The 18059-nt window shown below is 72.6% G+C and carries 18 protein-coding genes and 3 tRNA genes; 16 read left to right on the top strand and 5 right to left on the bottom strand.

Annotated features, from left to right (window positions below; all coding sequences use genetic code 11):
- The first annotated feature begins 240 nt into the window (after positions 1-240).
- The 8 genes from ACFWTC_RS01575 (at position 241) to ACFWTC_RS01540 (ending at position 8743) form a co-directional block, all read left to right on the top strand.
- Positions 241-894, top strand: coding sequence for an NADH-quinone oxidoreductase subunit J (locus ACFWTC_RS01575; RefSeq protein ID WP_384025831.1), 654 nt, complete (start codon positions 241-243; stop codon positions 892-894).
- The gene (nuoK, locus tag ACFWTC_RS01570; RefSeq protein ID WP_383931731.1) at positions 894-1310 is read left to right on the top strand and encodes an NADH-quinone oxidoreductase subunit NuoK; all 417 of its coding nucleotides are present in this window, start codon (positions 894-896) and stop codon (positions 1308-1310) included. The genes ACFWTC_RS01575 and nuoK overlap by 1 nt, the downstream gene beginning before the upstream one ends.
- Positions 1307-3391 (top strand): NADH-quinone oxidoreductase subunit L, encoded by a 2085-nt coding sequence (locus ACFWTC_RS01565; RefSeq protein WP_383931734.1) that lies wholly within the window; start codon positions 1307-1309, stop codon positions 3389-3391. Before nuoK ends, ACFWTC_RS01565 begins: the two co-directional genes overlap by 4 nt.
- Positions 3392-3429: 38 nt before the next feature.
- Entirely contained in the window at positions 3430-4983 is a 1554-nt protein-coding gene (locus ACFWTC_RS01560; RefSeq protein ID WP_384025834.1) for a NuoM family protein, read from the top strand.
- Entirely contained in the window at positions 4980-6527 is a 1548-nt protein-coding gene (locus tag ACFWTC_RS01555; protein WP_384025837.1) for an NADH-quinone oxidoreductase subunit N, read from the top strand. Before ACFWTC_RS01560 ends, ACFWTC_RS01555 begins: the two co-directional genes overlap by 4 nt.
- Positions 6528-6809: 282 nt before the next feature.
- Positions 6810-7673: a zinc metalloprotease HtpX gene (htpX, locus tag ACFWTC_RS01550; protein ID WP_383931740.1), complete on the top strand. Its 864-nt coding sequence runs from the start codon at positions 6810-6812 to the stop codon at positions 7671-7673.
- A complete protein-coding gene (locus tag ACFWTC_RS01545) occupies positions 7670-8062 on the top strand; it encodes a YccF domain-containing protein (protein ID WP_383931743.1) in 393 nt (130 codons plus the stop codon). Before htpX ends, ACFWTC_RS01545 begins: the two co-directional genes overlap by 4 nt.
- A gap of 156 nt (positions 8063-8218) precedes the next feature.
- Complete coding sequence (locus tag ACFWTC_RS01540; RefSeq protein ID WP_384025840.1) at positions 8219-8743, top strand: SMI1/KNR4 family protein; 525 nt, start codon at positions 8219-8221, stop codon at positions 8741-8743.
- A gap of 254 nt (positions 8744-8997) precedes the next feature.
- Here ACFWTC_RS01540 and ACFWTC_RS01535 read toward each other — a convergent pair whose 3' ends face one another.
- Positions 8998-10425, bottom strand: coding sequence for a SulP family inorganic anion transporter (locus ACFWTC_RS01535; protein WP_384025843.1), 1428 nt, complete (start codon positions 10423-10425; stop codon positions 8998-9000).
- Between the two features lie 193 nt (positions 10426-10618).
- Positions 10619-11107 carry a YajQ family cyclic di-GMP-binding protein gene (locus tag ACFWTC_RS01530; RefSeq protein ID WP_383931752.1) on the bottom strand — a complete coding sequence of 163 codons (489 nt, stop codon included), beginning with the start codon at positions 11105-11107 and terminating at the stop codon, positions 10619-10621.
- Between the two features lie 200 nt (positions 11108-11307).
- Here ACFWTC_RS01530 and ACFWTC_RS01525 point away from each other — a divergent pair.
- Positions 11308-11389: transfer RNA gene (locus ACFWTC_RS01525), tRNA-Tyr, on the top strand.
- Here ACFWTC_RS01525 and ACFWTC_RS01520 read toward each other — a convergent pair.
- Entirely contained in the window at positions 11361-11720 is a 360-nt protein-coding gene (locus tag ACFWTC_RS01520; RefSeq protein WP_384025846.1) for a hypothetical protein, read from the bottom strand. The two genes, ACFWTC_RS01525 and ACFWTC_RS01520, sit on opposite strands and share 29 nt — an antisense overlap.
- 80 nt (positions 11721-11800) lie before the next feature.
- Between ACFWTC_RS01520 and ACFWTC_RS01515 the strand changes: the two genes are divergently transcribed.
- The gene (locus tag ACFWTC_RS01515) at positions 11801-12199 is read left to right on the top strand and encodes a DUF3574 domain-containing protein (protein WP_383922713.1); all 399 of its coding nucleotides are present in this window, start codon (positions 11801-11803) and stop codon (positions 12197-12199) included.
- Positions 12200-12270: 71 nt separating this feature from the next.
- Here the strand turns inward: ACFWTC_RS01515 and ACFWTC_RS01510 are convergent, their stop codons facing one another.
- Together ACFWTC_RS01510 and ACFWTC_RS01505 are read right to left on the bottom strand one after the other, a co-directional pair.
- Positions 12271-12927 carry an SDR family oxidoreductase gene (locus ACFWTC_RS01510; protein WP_383922715.1) on the bottom strand — a complete coding sequence of 219 codons (657 nt, stop codon included), beginning with the start codon at positions 12925-12927 and terminating at the stop codon, positions 12271-12273.
- Between the two features lie 54 nt (positions 12928-12981).
- Positions 12982-14436 carry an amidohydrolase family protein gene (locus tag ACFWTC_RS01505; RefSeq protein WP_384025851.1) on the bottom strand — a complete coding sequence of 485 codons (1455 nt, stop codon included), beginning with the start codon at positions 14434-14436 and terminating at the stop codon, positions 12982-12984.
- A 475-nt stretch (positions 14437-14911) separates the two neighbouring features.
- On the opposite strand from ACFWTC_RS01505, the gene ACFWTC_RS01500 reads away from it, so the two are divergent.
- The 6 genes from ACFWTC_RS01500 to ACFWTC_RS01475 all read left to right on the top strand — a co-directional run bounded on the left by ACFWTC_RS01500 (position 14912) and on the right by ACFWTC_RS01475 (position 17875).
- Positions 14912-14984, top strand: a tRNA-Thr gene (locus ACFWTC_RS01500).
- Between the two features lie 48 nt (positions 14985-15032).
- Positions 15033-15105 (top strand) — tRNA-Met (locus tag ACFWTC_RS01495).
- Positions 15106-15193: 88 nt separating this feature from the next.
- Positions 15194-15358 (top strand): 50S ribosomal protein L33, encoded by a 165-nt coding sequence (gene rpmG / locus ACFWTC_RS01490; protein ID WP_006604855.1) that lies wholly within the window; start codon positions 15194-15196, stop codon positions 15356-15358.
- A 182-nt stretch (positions 15359-15540) separates the two neighbouring features.
- On the top strand, positions 15541-15993 hold the full coding sequence (locus tag ACFWTC_RS01485; protein ID WP_383922721.1) for a MaoC family dehydratase N-terminal domain-containing protein: 453 nt from the start codon (positions 15541-15543) through the stop codon (positions 15991-15993).
- A gap of 1 nt (position 15994) precedes the next feature.
- Positions 15995-16423 (top strand): MaoC family dehydratase, encoded by a 429-nt coding sequence (locus ACFWTC_RS01480; protein ID WP_383922723.1) that lies wholly within the window; start codon positions 15995-15997, stop codon positions 16421-16423.
- Positions 16424-17302: 879 nt separating this feature from the next.
- Entirely contained in the window at positions 17303-17875 is a 573-nt protein-coding gene (locus ACFWTC_RS01475) for a TetR/AcrR family transcriptional regulator (RefSeq protein WP_383922726.1), read from the top strand.
- Positions 17876-18059: the final 184 nt, after the last annotated feature.

Here is an 18059-nt window from a genome sequence, read left to right as displayed (position 1 = left end):
CACGGGACCCGCCCCCGGTACCAGCCCCTCCGCGCCCGGCCCGGGCCCGGCACCCGAACCTGACGCCCCCGGCACCGCGAGCGACTCCGCGCCCGGCACCGCCCCCGGTACGGGCACCGCCCCCGCCACGGGACCCGCGCCCGGCACGGGCACCGGCACCAGCCCGGCCCCCGGCACGGGAACCGGTACCGGATCCGACGCCCCAGATGACCCCGACGCCCCGGCGGGAGGCACCGCCTGATGTTCACCGCCCACTTCGCCGCCGCCGCGGCCACCGTGCCCGCCGCCGCGCAGGCACCCGGTTTCCTGTCGCCGACCGGCGTCGAGATCGCCTTCGTCCTCGTCGGCCTCGCCACGCTCGGCGCGGCCCTCGTCACGGTCACCACCAAACAGCTGGTGCACGCCGCCCTCTGGCTCGTCGTCGCGCTCGGCGGCATCGCCGTCGAGTACCTGCTGCTGACCGCCGAATTCATCGCCTGGGTCCAGGTCCTGATCTACCTCGGCTCCGTGGTCGTCCTGCTCCTCTTCGGGCTGATGCTCACCAAAGCCCCCATCGGCCGCTCCCCGGACGCGGACTCCGGCAACCGGCCGTTCGCCCTCGGCGTCGCGGTCATCGCCGCCGTCGCACTCGTCTGGGTCGTCGTCGACGCCTTCCGTACCACGTGGATCGACCTCGACGGGCCGGTCCAGGGCTCCACGAAGGTCGCCGGCGAGATCCTCTTCCAGCACTGGGTGCTGCCCTTCGAGGCGCTGTCCGTCCTGCTCCTCGCGGCCCTCATCGGCGCCATCGTGCTGTCCCGCAGGAACGACACCGCCGACACCGCCGACACCGCCGCCCCCGCCGGTCCCGCCGCCACCCCGGCCGGACCGGGCGACAAGAAGGGCCGGCGCTGATGCACCTCGCCTACCCCGCCGTCCTCGCGGCGCTCCTCTTCTGCACGGGCCTGTACGGAGTCCTGGCCCGCCGCAACGCCATCCTGGTCCTGATGTCCGTCGAGCTGATGCTCAACGCCGTCAACCTCAATTTGGTGGCCTTCGACGTGTGGCTGCGCGACGCCCTGCACGCCGGCCAGGCCCTGACCCTCTTCACCATCGCCATCGCCGCCGCCGAGATCGGCATCGGCCTCGCGATCGTGCTGATGGTCTACCGCAACCGCGGCAGCTCGGACGTCGACCGGCTGCGCGACACCGCCGAAGGACACGAGCCCGACCGGCCCGCCGCCACCGGCACCGACAACGCCGCCGGCACAGGCAACGCCACAGGCAACGCCACAGGCAACGGCACCGCACGGCCGGAGGTCGCCGCGTGAGCACCACGACCCTCGCCGTACTCGTCCCCCTCCTGCCTTTCCTGGGCGCGGTGGCCGGACTGCTCGTCGGCCGCACCGCCCCCGGCTTCGTACGGCCCCTCGCCATCCTCCCCACGCTGGCCGCCGGCGTCCTGGCCGTACTCGTCGCCCTCCGCCAGGGCGGCGAACGACCGATCGGCGCCGCGACCGAGCTGACCCCGACCGGCTCGGTGCCGATCGAGCTGTCGCTCTACCTGGACGGCTTCGCCGTGCTGGTCGCCGTGCTGGTCACGCTCGTCGCCACCTGCGTACAGCTCTACTCGACGGCGTACCTCCGCGAGGACCCGCGCTACCCGTCGTACGCGGCCCTGGTCTCCCTGTTCACCTCCGCCATGCTGCTCGTCGTCTACTCCGGCGACCTGATGGTGCTGCTCGTCGGCTGGGAGGTCATGGGCATCTGCTCGTACTTCCTCGTCGGCCACTACTGGGAGACCGAGGCGGCCCGCTCCGCCTCCCTGAAGGCCTTCCTCGTCACCAAGCTCGGCGACGTCCCGTTCCTGATCGGCCTGTTCGCGCTCGCCACCGACGCCGGCTCGTTCCAGATCACCAAGATCCTCGACACCGTCGCCACGGGCGGCCTCGACCACCCGACGCTGATCGCACTGCTGCTCCTGGCCGGCGTCGCGGGCAAGTCCGCGCAGTTCCCGCTGCACACCTGGCTCCCCGACGCCATGGCGGGCCCGACCCCGGTCTCCGCACTGATCCACGCCGCGACGATGGTGGCCGCCGGCGTGTACTTCGTCGCCCGCCTCCTGCCGGTCTTCGCGGCCTCCCGGGCCGCGATGGTGGTCATGGCCGTCATGGCGGCCGTCACGATGATCGGCTCCGGCCTAGCCGCCCTCGCGCAGGACGACATCAAGCGAGTCCTCGCCTATTCCACGATCGGCCAGCTCGGCTACATGACCGGCGCCCTGGCCGTCGGCGACCGCGGAGCGGCCGTCTTCCACCTCCTGTCCCACGGCGCCTTCAAGGCGCTGCTGTTCCTCGGCGCGGGCGTGATCATCCACGCCGCCGGTACGAACTCCCTCGCCGCCATGTCACGGACGAGCGGACTCGCCCGGCGCATCCCCGACGCCTTCTGGACGATGACGATCGCGCTGCTCGCCCTCGCGGCCATCCCGCCCTTCGCCGGCTTCTTCTCCAAGGAAGCCGTTCTCGTCGCCGCCGAGCACGCCGCCACCGGACACTCGGAGTTCGCCCCCATCGCCGCCGGCTGGCTGGTCTTGGTCGCCGGCGTGCTGACCGCCCTGCTCACCGCCGCCTACGCCACCCGGCTGTGGCTCATGGCCTTCCGTGGCCGGGGCGCCACCGCCCCCGACCACGGCAAGGAGCCCCTCGCCATGACCGGCGTGCTGTGGCTGCTGGCGGTCCCCTCCGTCGGCTTCGGCCTCGCGGCGGGCCCCCTCGCCGACTGGTTCGACGGCGGGCAGCTCACCCCCACCCTGGCCACCTCGATCCTCGGCACGGGCGCCGCCGCCATCGGCGCGATGCTCACGTACGCCCTCTGGCAGCGCGTCACCGCCCAGGCCGCCACCGCCCCCGCCGCGATCGGCCCGGCGGCAGCGGCCGCGGCCGGCCCCACGGCCGGAACCGCAGCCGCCCCCGGGACCGAACAGCCCGCCGCCGTCGCCGCCACGGTGTCCGCCGCCACCGCCGCCGCCGAATCCGCGGCCGAGACCCCCGAGGTCGCGGAGGTCGCCCACACGCACCCCGCCGTCCCCGCGGGCCCCGCCGCCGACCCCGGACGGGCGCTTCTCGGCCCGCTCCACCGCCACGCCGCCGACGGCTTCCACCTCGACGCCGTCTACGACCGGCTGTTCGTCCGCCCCGTCCGGGCGGCCGCGGGCCTCGTCCGCTTCCTCGACCGCGAGGTCGTGGACACGTACGTCCGCGGCGCGGGCACCGGCGCCCGGCTGCTCGGCGGCCTCGTGCGCCGCGCCCAGACCGGCAACGTGCAGAGCTACCTGAGCGCCCTGCTCGCCGGAGCCGTGGTCCTGGCGATCGCCACCGCCGTCCTCGCCAACGTCAACGCCGGATCGTGAGCCGTGAGTCAGCCGTGATTGATATCAGCCCGTCCGTGATGCAGTTCCTTCTGGCGTTCGTCGTGGCCGCCCCGCTCCTCGGCGCCGCCGCGGCGCTCCTGCCCGCCCCGCCCGGGCTCAAGGGCCGCAGCCCCGAACAAGCCGTGCTGCGCCACGGCGTGACCGTCACCGGCGTGATCCTCGCCGCGGCCGTCGCCCTCGCCCTGGGCTTCGACCACGACGCCCCGTCACGCTTCCAGGCGACGACGGACATCAGCTGGATCCAGGCGCTGAACGTCCGGATCCACCTCGGCATCGACGGCATCTCGCTCCCCCTCCTCCTGATGACCGCGCTGCTGTTCTTCCTCTGCGCGCTCTACAGCTACTTCAAGCTCCCCGAGGGCCCGTCCCCGAAGGCCTTCGTCGCCCTGCTGCTCGTCCTGGAGTCCGGCACCCTCGCGACCTTCGCCGTCCTCGACCTGCTGCTCTTCTTCCTCGCCTTCGAGATGGTCCTCATCCCGATGTACTTCCTCATCGCCCGCTGGGGCGGTGCTCAGAGGCAGGCCGCCGCCTGGAAGTTCATCCTCTACACCCTCCTCGGCTCCGTCGTCATGCTGCTCGGCCTGCTGCTCATCGGACTGAACAGCGGCACCTTCGACATGGTGGCACTCGCCTCTGACAACGGCCGCGAACTGACCCGCACCACCCAGCTCCTGGCCGTTCTCGCCGTCGGCATCGGCCTCGCCGTGAAGACCCCGATGTGGCCGCTGCACAGCTGGCTCCCGGACGCCCACACCGCCGCCCCCACCGTCGGCTCCGTCCTGCTGGCCGGCGTCCTGCTGAAGATGGGCACGTACGGGTTCGTCCGCATCCTGCTCCCCGTCACCCCCGACGGCATGGCCGCCTTCGCCCCCTACCTGGGCGCCTTCGCCGCCGTCGGCATCGTCTACGGCTCCCTCGCCTGCCTCGCGCTGGCCCGCAAGGGAGGCAAGGGCGACCTCAAGCGCCTCATCGCGTACTCCTCCGTCGGGCACATGGGCTTCGTGCTCCTCGGCATCGCGTCGATGACCCCCACCGGCGTCAACGGCGCACTCTTCGCCAACATCGCCCACGGCCTGATCACCGGCCTCCTCTTCTTCCTGGTCGGCGCCCTCAAGGACCGCTACGGCACCGCCGACCTCGACACCCTCGCCGGAGCCACCGGCGCCGCCCTCTACGGCCGCGCCCCCCGCCTCGGCGCGCTCCTCGCCTTCGCCGCCGTCGCCTCCCTCGGCCTGCCCGGCCTGGCCGGCTTCTGGGGCGAGATGCTGGCCCTGTTCGGCGCCTTCGACCCGGCCGGCGGGCTGCCGCGCCCCGCGTTCCTCACCTACACGGCCGTCGGCGCGTTCGGCACCCTGCTCACCGCCGCGTACCTCCTGATCGTCGTGCGGCGCGTCTGCATGGGCGACCCGAAGGCCGGCCCCGAACTCGCCGTCGCGGACGTCCAGCGCTACGAGTTCGCCGCCTGGACCCCGCTCGCCGCCCTCACCGTCCTCGCCGGCCTGTGGCCCGCGGTCCTCCTCGGCCTCACCGACCCGGCCGTCCAGAAGCTCCTCGCAGGAGGCACCTCATGACGGCCCTCGCGGTCCTCGCCGCCGAGACCCCGAACCTGGTCCAGTCCGTCGACTGGCTCGCCATCGCGCCCGTCGTCATCACCGCCGCCGTCGGCCTGGCCGTGCTGGTCGCCGACCTGTTCGTACCGGAGCACCGCAAGGGCCTCCTCGGCTGGGTCTCCGTGGCCGGCCTCGCCGCCGCGACCGCCACCCTGCTGCCGCTGCGCACCGGAGACCGCACCACCTTCTGCCTCACCGGCGACCCGGCCGCCTGCAGCTACACCGCCGACCACTTCGCGCTCGTCGTCCAGTTCCTGGTCCTGGCCGGCGCCCTGGTCACCGCGCTGCTGTCCGTCACCGCCGTCCGCGACGCGCGCATGCCGGCCGGCGAGTACTGGTTCCTGCTGCTCTCCTCCGCAGCAGGCGCGGCCCTGCTGCCCGCCTCCCGCGACCTCGCGACCCTGATCGTCGCCCTCGAAGTCGCCTCGCTGCCCGCCTTCGCCCTCGTCGGCATGCGCCGCGGCGACCGGCTCTCCTCCGAGGCCGCCCTCAAGTTCTTCCTGTCCTCCGTCACGGCCACCGCCGTGTCCCTGATGGGCGTCAGCTTCGTCTACGCCGCCACCGGCTCCCTGCACCTCGGACAGGTCGCCGACCGCCTCGAAGACGTCCCCGGGCAGCTCGACACCCTCGCCATGGCCGGCGTCGCGCTCACCCTCGTCGGCTTCGCCTTCAAGACCGCGGCCGTCCCCTTCCACTTCTGGGTCCCCGACACGTACGTCGGCGCCCCCCTGCCCATCGCGGGTTACCTCTCGGTGATCGGCAAGGCCGTGGGCTTCACCGGCCTCATCCTCGTCACGGTGATCGCCTTCCCGGCGTACTCCGACATCTGGGGCCCGGCCCTCGCCGTCCTCGCCGCCCTCACCATGACCCTCGGCAACGCCGCCGCCCTGCGCCAGTCCGCCGACCGGCCGAACAGCGCCGTACGCCTCCTCGCCTGGTCCTCGGTCGGCCAGGCCGGCTACCTGCTGGTCCCGATCGCAGCCGCCGCGTACTCCGAGCGCGACCAGATCGGCTCCACCGTCACCTACGCCCTCATGTACGCGGCCGTGAACCTCGGCGCCTTCGCCGTCGCCGCGCTGGTCGCCCGCACCAAGCCGCTCCACCGGATCAGCGACTACCGCGGCCTGTACGCCGAGCGCCCCCTCGCCGCCCTTTCCCTGGCCTTCTTCCTGCTCTGCCTGGCCGGCCTGCCGCCGGGCCTCATCGGGCTCTTCGCCAAGGTCACCGTCTTCCGGTCCGCGGTCGACGCGGGCCTGGGCTGGCTGGCCGTCGTCATGGCGGTCAACGTCGTCCTCGCCCTGTACTACTACCTGCGCTGGACCGCGCTCCTGTTCCGCGCGCCGGAAGCCTCCGGAACGTCGGCCGGAGCCCCGGCTACCGCACCCGCGCGGGCCCCGTGGCCGGTGACCGCCGCGATCGTGCTCACCGCCGTGACCGCCGTGGTGCTCTCGGGCGCCCCGCAGCTGGTCCTGCGCTTCGCGTCTGGATCGCTCTTCCCCCAGTAGCCCGCCGCCGGCTCGTACGCCTGTCTGTACGCCAGCCCGCTGCCGCCCGCGCGCAGGCCGTACGGCGCCCGCCGACAGGCCGTAACCCGTAGGGAGTAAGCCCCGACGTCGCCCCTACCGCCCCCGCCGCCCCGGCCGCGGGGGCGGCGACCCCGGCGCGCCCTGGGAACCCCACGCCCCCACCTCGCGTTGACCAGGAAGGGAGGGTCCACTGGACCGTAGACCCTCAGATCCGCAGATCCTGGACGGGGTCCCCCTGCCGCACCACTTGGAGGGCGTACCGTGCACCGCCGGCACAACGGGCTCAAGACCGCCGTACTCCTCGGCGGGATGTCCGCACTCATCATCGTCATCGGAAGCTTCTTCGGACGGACCGGCCTGATCGTCGCCGTCCTGGTCGCCCTCGGGACGAACGCGTACGCCTACTGGAACAGCGACAAGCTGGCTCTACGCGCGATGCGCGCACGCCCCGTCAGCGAGTTCGAGGCCCCCGATCTCTACCGCATGGTGCGCGAGCTCTCCACGTCCGCGCGCCAGCCCATGCCGCGGCTCTACATCTCGCCGACCGAGGCACCCAACGCCTTCGCAACCGGCCGCAACCCGCGCAACGCCGCGGTCTGCTGCACCGAGGGCATCCTGCGCATCCTCGACGAGGGCGAGCTGCGCGGGGTCATCGGCCACGAACTGAGCCACGTCTACAACCGCGACATCCTGATCTCCTCGGTCGCCGGCGCGCTCGCCTCCGTGATCATGTTCCTGGTCAACTTCGCCTGGCTGATCCCGGTCGGCCGGTCGAACGACGACGAGGGCCCCGGCCTCTTCGGCATGCTGCTGATCATGATCCTGGGCCCGCTGGCAGCCTCCGTGATCCAGCTGGCGATCAGCCGCTCCCGCGAGTACGAGGCCGATGCCTCGGGCGCCCAGCTCACCGGCGACCCGCTCGCCCTGGCCAGCGCCCTGCGCAAGCTCGACGCGGGCACCAAGCAGCTCCCGCTGCCCGCCGAGCCCCGGCTGGAGACGGCGAGCCACATGATGATCGCCAACCCGTTCCGCCCGGGAGAAGGGCTTTCCAAGATGTTCTCCACCCACCCCCCGATGGCCGAGCGCATCGCCCGGCTCGAACAGATGGCAGGCCGCAGGCAGTGAAGACAATCCTGAACGTCATTTGGCTCGTGCTCAGCGGCATCTGGCTGTTCCTGGGCTATGTCCTGGCAGGTGTCCTGCTCTGCATCACGATCATCGGAATCCCCTTCGGGATCGCCGCCTTCCGCATCGCGATCTACGCCCTCTGGCCCTTCGGCTACACCACGGTCGAGCGGCGCGACGCGGGCGCCCCGTCCTGCGTGGGCAACGTCCTGTGGCTGGTCCTGGCGGGCTGGTGGCTCGCCCTGGGCCACATCGTCACCGGCATCGCCCTGTGCATCACGATCATCGGTATCCCGTTCGGCATCGCCAACTTCAAGATGGTCCCGCTCTCCCTGCTCCCGCTGGGCCGCGAGATCGTCCCGACGGACGCCCCGTTCGCCGCCCGCTGACCCCGACCGCTCTGTGGGGCGACCTCGACGCCCCCCGCGCCCGCGCCCAGCCGGCGCAGGACCCCGCCCGGTCGGGCGTGGCCGAGACCGCGGCGGTCTCGGCCGAGTTATCCACAGGGCGAGCGCGCTGTCGGTGGAGTCGGTCACCATGAACGCATGAACGAGACCGAGCAGTTGCTGGAGCAAGTCGCCGCCCACGTCCGCCACTCCGCGCGGGGCGACGGAAAGCCGCTGTCCGCGCCGCTGGACACCGACGAGGTCATCCGGAGCGAGCGCATACTCGGTTTCGCCCTGCCCCCGCTGCTCGCCGGGCTCCACACCACGGTCGGGGACGGCGGATTCGGCCCGGAGTACGGGCTGCTGCCGCTGCGCGAGATCGTGCGGACGTATGAGGCGCAGAGGGTGTCCGGGTGGCGCTGGCCGGAGGCCGTGCTGCCGGTGGCCGACTTCGGCTGCGGCATGTGGGTGTGCGTCGACTGCCGCTCGGAAGGTGCCCAAGTCCTGCTGTTCGACCCGAATCCGGGAGATCCCGACCTCGCCTGGTTCGTCGACAGCCCCAGCTTCGCCGACTGGCTGCGCGGCTGGATCGACGGCACCGCCTGGTACTGCGAGGACTCGGCCGCGGGGGAGGAGTACGACCTGGATCCCACCCCCTGGGCCGAGTTCAGATCCCGGATCTGACCCGCGGGCGGACGTCGACCGCCGGTCCGCGCATCCCGTCCCGGCACCCCGCCTCCGCCCGGCCGACCCGCCGGCCGTATCCGCGGCCGGACAGCCCGACCGCTGCCACGGCCCGATCCTTGACAACTGAACCGAGATTCCTGAGGCGGGCGTTCGCGATCGCACAGTCCGCCGACGCCCCGGAGGACGAGAACCCGGCCGCCGCACCCCGACCGCACCCGCCCCACCGGGCCTCCAGGAGGCCGGGCGGCGGGCTAGACGACGCCCTCCCGGCCCGGTACCGGCGTTCGCTGCCGCTCCCACCCCTCCAGGGCGGTCAGGCAGGCGTGGTCGAGGTGGCGCAGCCCGCCCAGGTCGAGCCGGACCGGCTGCCCGTGCGGCAGCGCGTCCAGCGCGTCCAACAGCTTGGGCAGTCGCAGGAAGCTGGCGTTCCCCATGACCCGCACGCACAGCACCTCGCCCTCCCAGACCTCCTCGATGTGCACGTGGGAGGTCTCCCACGCCGCCTTGGCGACGGCGAGTCCCAGCCCGAACAGCACCCCCTCGAAGAGGTTCGTCGCCACGATCGACACCGCCGTCGCCACCAGCACCACCGCCTCGCCCCGGTGGGTGCGCCACAGCGCGGCCACCGCCCGCGCGGGCAGCAGCTTCCAGCCCGCGTGCAGCAGCACCCCCGCCAACGCCGCGAGCGGGACCAGCTCCAGCACCTGGGGGATGGCCGCGGCGAACAGCAGCAGCCAGGCGCCGTGCATCACCCGGGAGGCCCGGGTACGCGCCCCGGCCTCCACATTGGCGGCGCTGCGCACGATCACCGCTGTCATCGGCAGCGCCCCCAACAGCCCGCACACGCTGTTGCCCACCCCCTGGGCGATCAGCTCCCGGTCGTACTCCGTCCTCGGCCCGTCGTGCATGCGGTCCACGGCGGCGGCGCTGAACAGTGTCTCGGCGGAGGCGATCAGGGCCAGCGCGACCACGGTCCCGGCCGCGCCGAAGGAGGCCAGCACCCCGAAGTCCCCCCAGCCGGGCGGGGACACCGCCTCCAGCACCCCGGTCACCCGTACCTTCTCGACGGGCATCCGCCACAGCGCCGCCACGGCCGTCGCGGCGACCACGGCGACGAGTGCCCCCGGCACGAGGCGCAGCCGGTCCGGCATCCGGCGCCAGCCCACCAGTACGGCGACGGTCCCGGCCCCGAGCGCCACAGCGGCCCAGTCGGCCTCCGCCAAGAGCTCCGGCAGCCCGCCGAACTTCGCCAGGGTCGTGCCCGGAGCCCCGGTACCGCCCAGGGCGTACAGCTGCCCGGCGATCAGCACGAGCCCGATCCCGGCGAGCATGCCGTACACGACGGCGACGGAGATCGCCCGGAACCACCGCCCGAGGCGCAGCACCCCCATGCCCAGCTGCACCGCGCCGGCGGCCAGGACGAGCACCCCGAGGGCGGGCAGGCCGTACGCGCGCACCGCTTCGTAGACGAGCACGGTGAGCCCGGCCGCGGGGCCGCTCACCTGGAGCGAACTCCCGCGGAACCACCCTGTGACCAGCCCGCCGACCACTCCGGTGACGATCCCCAGCTCCGCCGGAACCCCGGAGGCGACGGCGATCCCCACACAGAGGGGCAGCGCGACCAACGCGACGACGACGGACGCCCCGAAGTCTTCCCGAAACGTGCCGGCCCCTGGCATGCGAGAACCCCCTGCCGCGCGGTGGTGGATGTCCATCCAGCGTGGCGGGCGCACTCCCCGGCGCCCAAGTGCCCACGGAGGGCCGCAGTGGCGCATGCGCCGCACACGCCCCGCACACACGCCCCTCGACCGCCGCGGCCCGGCGGTCGGTGAAGACCGCCGGACCGGCGTGGGAGCAGGTCGCGGACCAGGGTCAGCGGTAGTTCACGTACTGGATCGCGAAGTCCAGGTCCTTGCCCTTGAGCAGCGTCTGGACCTCCTGCAGGTCGTCACGGCTCTTGGAGCTGACGCGCAGCTCCTCGCCCTGCACCTGGGCCTTGACGCCCTTGGGACCCTCGTCCCGGATGATCTTCGCGACCTTCTTGGCGTTCTCCTGGGAGATGCCCTCCTCGATCGTGGCGAAGATCTTGTACTCCTTGCCGGAGAGCTGCGGCTCGCCGGCGTCCAGCGCCTTGAGCGAGATGCCGCGCTTGACCAGCTTGGTCTCGAAGACGTCGAGGATGGCCTTGACGCGCTCCTCGGAGTTCGCCTCCATCACGATCTTCTCGCCGGACCAAGCGATCGTGGCGCCCGTGCCCTTGAAGTCGTAACGCTGCGAGAGTTCCTTGGCGGCCTGGTTGAGGGCGTTGTCGACCTCCTGCCGCTCGACCTTCGAGACGATGTCGAAACTGGAGTCGGCCATGTCCTGTGGCTCCTTGAAGTCGGTGGTGATGGCCCCGTGGGGCCCGGCCGGACAGCTCCGGTCCGCTCGGCAAAGCCTAGCCACCGCACCCACCCGCAGCGCTGATCAATCCGGTGGCGAAGCACCCCCGGTCATCGGGTATCGTTTACGTCGTTGCCACAGAGCACCGCCCCAAAGCGGACTCGCAGGCGACATCTCATGGCGATGTGCCCGAGTGGCCAATGGGAGCGGACTGTAAATCCGTCGGCTTAGCCTACCCAGGTTCGAATCCTGGCGTCGCCACGCGATGTGAGACCCCCGTTACTGCGGAAACGCAGGGCGGGGGTCTTCTCGTCGTACCCGGCTGCGGCCCCTCAGGCAGGGCGGCGGTCCAGCCGCACAGCTCGGCCGGGGCAGTGCCCGCGCGGATCCTCAGGTCCAGCGGCAGGTAGCCGGAGGGCGCGCGGGAGGCCAGCTGGAAGGCGTACGCCGTCAGGTCGTGTGCGATGTGGGCCGCGGTCGTCCAGCAGGACCAGCCGAGGGAAACGGCCGGCACGCGCCAGTCCCGGTCGTGGTGCGGGGCAAGGGCCGCCACCGATTCGGCCGCCGCCCGTTCGACGTCGGCGCCGTCCATCGAGCGCATCGCAGGGGTCCCCCGTTCGTTCTCCGGGCGTGAAGTGGACATCTGACACGCGGGGAAAGGTCGGCGGAGGCGTGCTCATCGCCCTGCTCGGCGCGGGGCTTCCGGCTCTGGTGGGGGCGGCCCTCCACACCGAGGTGGGGGAGCCCTACCAGGAGACCCGGCTGTACTTCGGCACCGAGCGCCCCGACGGCCGGGACCCGGTCGGCGAGCGGGAGTTCATGGGCTTCCTGGACCGGGAGGTCACCCCCGCCTTCCCGGAGGGGCTGACCCTCCAGGACGGCCGCGGCCAATGGCGGCAGCAGGACGGCGACATCGTCCGCGAAATCTCGTACGAGGTGGTGCTGCTGTACCCCGAGAAGGAGGCCGGCGAGCGCAGCACCCGCATCGAGCGGATCCGGCAGGCCTACGAGGACCGCTACCAGCAGGACTCGGTCGGACGCTCCGACGACAAGGTGACCGCCGAGTTCTGAGCCGGTCGGGGTGCTCCCCGGAACCCCGGAACACCCCGCACCACACCCGTGCTCGCTGGTCCCCCGGTCCGTCAGTTGCCCGCCACGTCCTTGACCGCCACCGTGACCGGGGTCGAACCGGACGTCAGCTCCAGGGTCAGGCCCGCCGTCGCCGGGGTCTCGACCAGTTCGGCCAGCACCGCGGCCACGTCGTCGCGCGGAACCGACCCGCGGCCCGTACGGGCCTCCAGGCGGACCAGGCCGTTCCCCGCGTCGTCGATCAGGGAGCCGGGGCGCAGGACCGTCCACTCCAGGCCGAGCCGCGTGCGGACGTAGTCGTCCGCCTCCCCCTTCGCCCGCAGGTAGACGTCGAAGACCTCGTCGCCCTCGTGCCAGGCATCCGCGCCCATCGAAGAGACCATCAGGAAACGCCGTACGCGAGCCCGTTCCGCCGCGTCGGCGAACAGGACGGCCGCTCCGCGGTCCACGGTGTCCTTGCGCTCCACACCACTGCCGGCGCCCGCGCCCGCCGCGAAGACGGCCACGTCCGCTCCCTCGAGGATGCCCGCGACGTGCTCCACCGAGGCCGACTCCAGATCGCACAGCACCGGTTCGGCGCCCGCCTCCCTGAGGGCGTCGCCCTGTGCCGGGTCGCGGACGATGCCCGCGACCTCGTACCCGCGCGCGGCGAGCAGGCGCTCCAGCCGCAGCGCGATCTGACCGTGTCCACCCGCGATGACGATGCGCATGCCCCGACCGTACGACGAGCCGGGCGCGCACGCCCGCGAACGCCCGGCGAACCTTCAGGGTCCGGGCTCCGTGCGGCCCTGCCGGGGCAGGTCCAGGGCGACCGCGACGGCGGAGTCGCAGTACTCCCGTACGGCACTCGTCCGGGCTACGACCCGGCCGCGGTGGATCACGATCCGGCTGTACGCGAGGGAGAGCACGCCCGCGAGCCGGTCCCCGCGCACGGCGAGCAGCTCCGCCGGGAAGCCGGCCTCGACGCGCACCTCCGGCAGGCCCATGGCCTCACGGGCGGCGGCGCTGATCGAGTCGTACGCCTCGCCCGCGCGCAGTCCGCCCTGGGAGGCCAGCAGGTACGCGGCTTCGAGCGGGTCGCCGCGGCCGACCGGGTTCCCGGCGTCCCGCAGGGCCCCGCTGCCGGCCGCGACCCGTACCCCCGAGGCGCGCAGCAGGCGTACGGGCGCGGTGCGCAGGCCGCGGCGCTCCAGGGCCGCGCAGTCGCCCTGGGGGAGGCAGGTGACCCGGACGCCGGCCGCGGCGAGCTGGTCGGCGGCGCGGGTCGCCGCGTCCAGCGGGAGCCGGGAGAGCCCGCCGCACGGGCCGACCGTCACCCCGGGGCGAAGCCCCCCGGCCATCGCCGCGAGCCGGGAGAGGCGGGCGGGGTCGTCACCGTCCGTGTGGAGGTCCACGGGGCAGCCGTGCTCGGCCGCGAGTGCCAGGACCTCTTCGAGGAAGCCCGTCGGGTCGGGGTCCAGGTCGGGGCAGCCGCCGATCACGGAGGCGCCCATCTTGACGGCGTCCCGCAGCATGGCCAGCCCGTCCGCGCCGGCCACCCCGGTCAGCAGCCGGGGTACCGCCACCGTGGTGAGGTCGGTGAGCCCGCGCAGGGACCGGCGGGCCGCGAGGACCGCCTCCATGGGGCCGAGGCCGTGCACGTCGCCGATCCGGACGTGCGAGCGCACGGCGGTGGCGCCGTGTCCGAGCTGGAGCAGCGCCGCTTCGGTGGCCCGCCGCTGGACCTCGTCGGGAGCGTAGGAGACGGGGCCCTCGCCGTCCGCGGTCAGGGCGGTGTCGCCGTGGGCGTGCGGCTCGGCGGGGGCGGGCAGCAGCAGGTACCCGCTCAGGTCCACCCGGGACGGGGCGGGCGCGGGGAGGCTGCCGGCGGTGCCGACGGCCTGGATGCGGCCGCCGCCGAGGCGTACGTCGACGGTACGGCCGTCCGTGAGACGGGCCCCGGTGAGCAGCAGGGTGGTGGCCTCGGCGGTGGCGGGGTGACCGGGCTCGGGCCGGTACGGCCGCCCGGGCCATAGGCCCGCACCGGAGCCGGAGCCGGAGCCGGAGCCGGAGCCGGAGTAAGAGCCGGGGCCGGAGGCAGAGGCGGGCCCTGAGGCGTGCTCTGAACCGGCACCGGCACCGGCACCGGCACCGCGGGAGGGGCCGAGGGCGTCGCCCTCGGCGTGGCCGCTGCGGCTGCGGGGGGAGTGGAACGGCTGCGGCGGCGGGCTGTCGGACATCGCGCTCCTGCGGTGGCTCGGGCGGCTCCTGGGCCGTGGCCGCGGCCCAGCGCCCCAAGATCACGCAGCGTGCTCGCAGCCTAGGGCGCGCCGCACCCCCCTTCGCGGAGGAGGCGAATAGTCGTACCGGTGTGGTGCCCGCATACGGTGCCCGCGCCCGCGCGTGCGCCCGGTATCGGGCCCGCGGCCGCACCGGCGAACGCGCCTGTGCGCGCGTGCGACCGCGCGTGATGCGACCGCGCCCGCGACTGCGGCCCGAACGGGCGCTCGTCTCGTCCTGCGCTGCGGGACCTCGCAGGCCCCCGGTGGTGCTCCAGGGCGGAGGTGCGCGTGTGAACCCGCCCACAATCTGCCCGGAATCGGGTTCTGAAGCGCCCTGAGGCGTGATCGAAAAAGGTGCCCCGCCCCCTCGGAGCCCTGCTGCCGCAAAGGATTTGGGCGATCGGCGGGCAACCGTGTAATGTCTTCATCGCTCGCCCCAATAGCTCAGTCGGTAGAGCGTCTCCATGGTAAGGAGAAGGTCTGCGGTTCGATTCCGCATTGGGGCTCTGGTGAGAGAGGTTCCCCGCCCTCGGGTGGGGAAGCGATCACATCAAAGCGGCGTAGCTCAGTCGGTAGAGCAAGCGGCTCATAATCGCTGTGTCACCGGTTCAAGTCCGGTCGCCGCTACACACAGTAGCCGATTGCGGGGTCGGTCTCCCGGTCGGCTACTCTTGTATGCGTTCATCCGTCCCAATTTCCGTCAAGGAGCACTCACGTGGCTGCCACCGACGTCCGCCCGAAGATCACGCTGGCCTGCGTGGAGTGCAAGGAGCGGAACTACATCACCAAGAAGAACCGGCGTAACGACCCGGACCGTCTTGAGATGAAGAAGCACTGCCCGCGTTGCAACTCGCACACCGCGCACCGCGAGACCCGCTGACCCCAGCGAAGTCTCGTTAAACAGGCACAGTCATGAGGTCGTCCCCTTTTACAGGGGGCGGCCTCATGTCGTTTCCGCGACCGGCCGCACAGGCCGCGTCCAAGGATTCCGGATCGGCCCCCGTGTGCCTCCGCACCCTGTTTTGTGTCTTTCGTGATCCCTTCATCAGGAGGTAGTGAGTCATGGCTCTCGACCAGTCCTTCGTGGGCCGGAGCTACCCGCCCACCGATCCCTACGAGGTCGGCCGGGAGAAGATCCGCGAATTCGCGGTAGCGGTGGGTGACGAAAACCCCGTCTACACCGACCGCGAGGCCGCGAAGCAGTTCGGTCACCCCGACGTGATCGCTCCGCCGACTTTCGTGTTCGCCATCACCTTCGCGGCGGCCGGCCAGGTCGTCGACGACCCGCAGCTGGGGCTGGACTACAGCCGCGTGGTCCACGGGGACCAGAAGTTCGCCTACACCCGCCCGGTGCGTGCCGGTGACCGGCTCTCGGTGACCTCCACGATCGAGGCCGTGAAGTCGATGGCTGGCAACGACATCATCGACATCCGCGGCGAGGTCCACGACGAGACCGGCGAGCACGTGGTGACGGCTTGGACGAAACTCGTCTCCCGCGCCCCCCAGGAGGCCTGACATGGCTGCGCAGATCAAGTACGCCGACGTCGAGGTCGGCACCGAGCTTCCCGCGGGGTCCTTCCCCGTGACGCGCGCCACGCTGGTGCGGTACGCCGGCGCCTCGGGGGACTTCAACCCGATCCACTGGAACGAGAAGTTCGCCACGGAGGTGGGGCTGCCGGACGTGATCGCGCACGGCATGTTCACCATGGCCGAGGCGATCCGCGTGGTCACCGACTGGGTCGGCGACCCGGGCGCGGTCATCGAGTACGGGGTGCGCTTCACCAAGCCGGTCGTGGTCCCGAACGACGACCGGGGCGGCCTCATCGAGGTCACGGGCAAGGTGGCCGCCAAGTTGGACGACAACCGGGTCCGGGTCGACCTGACGGCCATGAGCGCCGGCCAGAAGGTCCTCGGCATGTCCCGCGCCGTGGTGGTGCTGAGCTGACACCCGGCCCGGGACCCCGGCCCGCCCCCGCCCGACTGCCTGCCGTACGGCCAGGCCGCGGGGGCTGAGCCGGCTGGGCCCCGCCCTCGCCGCACGGCTGAGGCCAAGCCCCGCTCCGTCCCCGTCCGATACGGCTGCGGCGGGTGCCGACACCGCAGCGGAGGCCTGGCCCCTCCGCCGCCGCCGCGCCGTACGGATGCGGCGTGGCGCTGTGGTCAGGGCCTCACTTCGCCCGCCTGTACGGGTGGGCCGCGGAGCCCCGGGGGCCGCGCCAGCACGGGTGGGACGCGGAGCCGGGGCTGAGGCCTGGCTCCGCTGCCTGCGTGGGAGGGGCGTGTGGCATGACGGGACGCGGTCAGGCTTGGACCAAGCCCTGGCCATACGGGCGGGACGAGGCGCCTCGGTCCGTGCCCGGCTTCGGTCCGCGCCTCGCTTTTCGGTCCGCGCCCGGCTTCGGTCCGCGCCCGGCTTCGGTCCGCGCCCGGCTTCGGGCGGAGCGCGCCAGGAGGGTCAGCGCCCCGTGCGCAGTCGCTGTGTCGGCCCGCCGCCTCGTGGCGACTGCTTCAGGTGCTTCCGGTTGGCCTGCCCTACCGAGCCACCAGCGGGCTTCCGCCTGAGGTGGCGTGGGATGCGACTCCGCATCGTCTCTCGCCCCCGCCGCCCCTCGTGAACCCCGGGCCCCGCATTCCGCCCCGCTTGCAGTTCCCGGTCGCCCGGAACCTCCGGTCCGTCCGGTGCCCGCCCTCCGGACCCGCCGCGGCGCGGGCCCCGGCAGGTTGAACCTCCGCATCGGGCTGCCCCGTACGGTCCCGCGAGCGCGTCGGGCTACCGCTCGCGCGGCCCTTGACGTAGTTAGTGATTGAGTACTAACTTTCAGGCATGGCAAGGATGAGCGCAGAAGAGCGACGCGAGAGCGTCATTCGTGCGGCGATGCTGGAGTTCGCCCGTGGCGGCTACTACGGGACCTCCACCGAGGCGATCGCCAAGCGGGTGGGCGTCTCGCAGCCGTACCTCTTCCGGCTCTTCCCCAACAAGCAGGCCATGTTCCTCGCGGCAGCCACCCGCTGCATGGAGGACGTCCGGCTCGTCTTCGAAGAGGCCGCGAAGGGGGTCGAGGGGGACGACGACGCGGTCCAGGTCATGGGGGCGGCGTACATGCAGCTCATCACCGACCAGCCCGACAAACTCCAGATGCAGCTCCAGACGTACCTGGCCGTGGCCGCGGCCGAAGCGGCCGGCGAGCCGGAGTTCGGGGAGATGGTGCGCGCCGCCTGGGTCGAGCTGTGGGACACCGTGCACGTGCCCCTCGGGGCGGATGTCGGCGAGACCACGACCTTCCTGGCGTACGGAATGCTCATCAACACCCTCGCCGCCATGGGGTTCCCGCCCGGCCACCGGATGTGGGAGGGCTGCTATCCGGAGGTCCGGCCCAAGCCGGCCGGCGAGGAGTAGCACCCCACTGCGTCACCCGAAGCGTTACGCCGCGGCACGCCGCGGAACGGGCCGGCCAGCCGCGGCCCGCCCCCCGCGGCCCGGCCGGCCGCGGTCAGGTCCGCGGACGGCGCCCGCCGCGCCCGTACGTACCCGTGAGACCGGCAGCGCGTCTTTCTGCCCGCGAAAGTTAGTCATTGATAAC

Source organism: Streptomyces sp. NPDC058619 (assembly GCF_042717785.1).
GTDB lineage: Bacteria > Actinomycetota > Actinomycetes > Streptomycetales > Streptomycetaceae > Streptomyces.
Note: the sequence above shows the minus strand (reverse complement) of the source record. Positions and strands in the feature narration are given on the sequence as shown.

Bases quoted from the DNA above. Each gene is read 5' to 3' on its own strand.
- ACFWTC_RS01575 (WP_384025831.1), top strand. From the start codon at position 241: ATGTTCACCGCCCACTTCGCCGCCGCCGCGGCCACCGTGCCCGCCGCC.
- nuoK (WP_383931731.1), top strand. From the start codon at position 894: ATGCACCTCGCCTACCCCGCCGTCCTCGCGGCGCTCCTCTTCTGCACG.
- ACFWTC_RS01560 (WP_384025834.1), top strand. From the start codon at position 3,430: ATGCAGTTCCTTCTGGCGTTCGTCGTGGCCGCCCCGCTCCTCGGCGCC.
- ACFWTC_RS01555 (WP_384025837.1), top strand. From the start codon at position 4,980: ATGACGGCCCTCGCGGTCCTCGCCGCCGAGACCCCGAACCTGGTCCAG.
- ACFWTC_RS01540 (WP_384025840.1), top strand. From the start codon at position 8,219: ATGAACGAGACCGAGCAGTTGCTGGAGCAAGTCGCCGCCCACGTCCGC.
- ACFWTC_RS01535 (WP_384025843.1), bottom strand. From the start codon at position 10,425: ATGCCAGGGGCCGGCACGTTTCGGGAAGACTTCGGGGCGTCCGTCGTC.
- ACFWTC_RS01530 (WP_383931752.1), bottom strand. From the start codon at position 11,107: ATGGCCGACTCCAGTTTCGACATCGTCTCGAAGGTCGAGCGGCAGGAG.
- ACFWTC_RS01520 (WP_384025846.1), bottom strand. From the start codon at position 11,720: ATGGACGGCGCCGACGTCGAACGGGCGGCGGCCGAATCGGTGGCGGCC.
- ACFWTC_RS01510 (WP_383922715.1), bottom strand. From the start codon at position 12,927: ATGCGCATCGTCATCGCGGGTGGACACGGTCAGATCGCGCTGCGGCTG.
- ACFWTC_RS01505 (WP_384025851.1), bottom strand. From the start codon at position 14,436: ATGTCCGACAGCCCGCCGCCGCAGCCGTTCCACTCCCCCCGCAGCCGC.
- ACFWTC_RS01485 (WP_383922721.1), top strand. From the start codon at position 15,541: ATGGCTCTCGACCAGTCCTTCGTGGGCCGGAGCTACCCGCCCACCGAT.
- ACFWTC_RS01480 (WP_383922723.1), top strand. From the start codon at position 15,995: ATGGCTGCGCAGATCAAGTACGCCGACGTCGAGGTCGGCACCGAGCTT.
- ACFWTC_RS01475 (WP_383922726.1), top strand. From the start codon at position 17,303: ATGGCAAGGATGAGCGCAGAAGAGCGACGCGAGAGCGTCATTCGTGCG.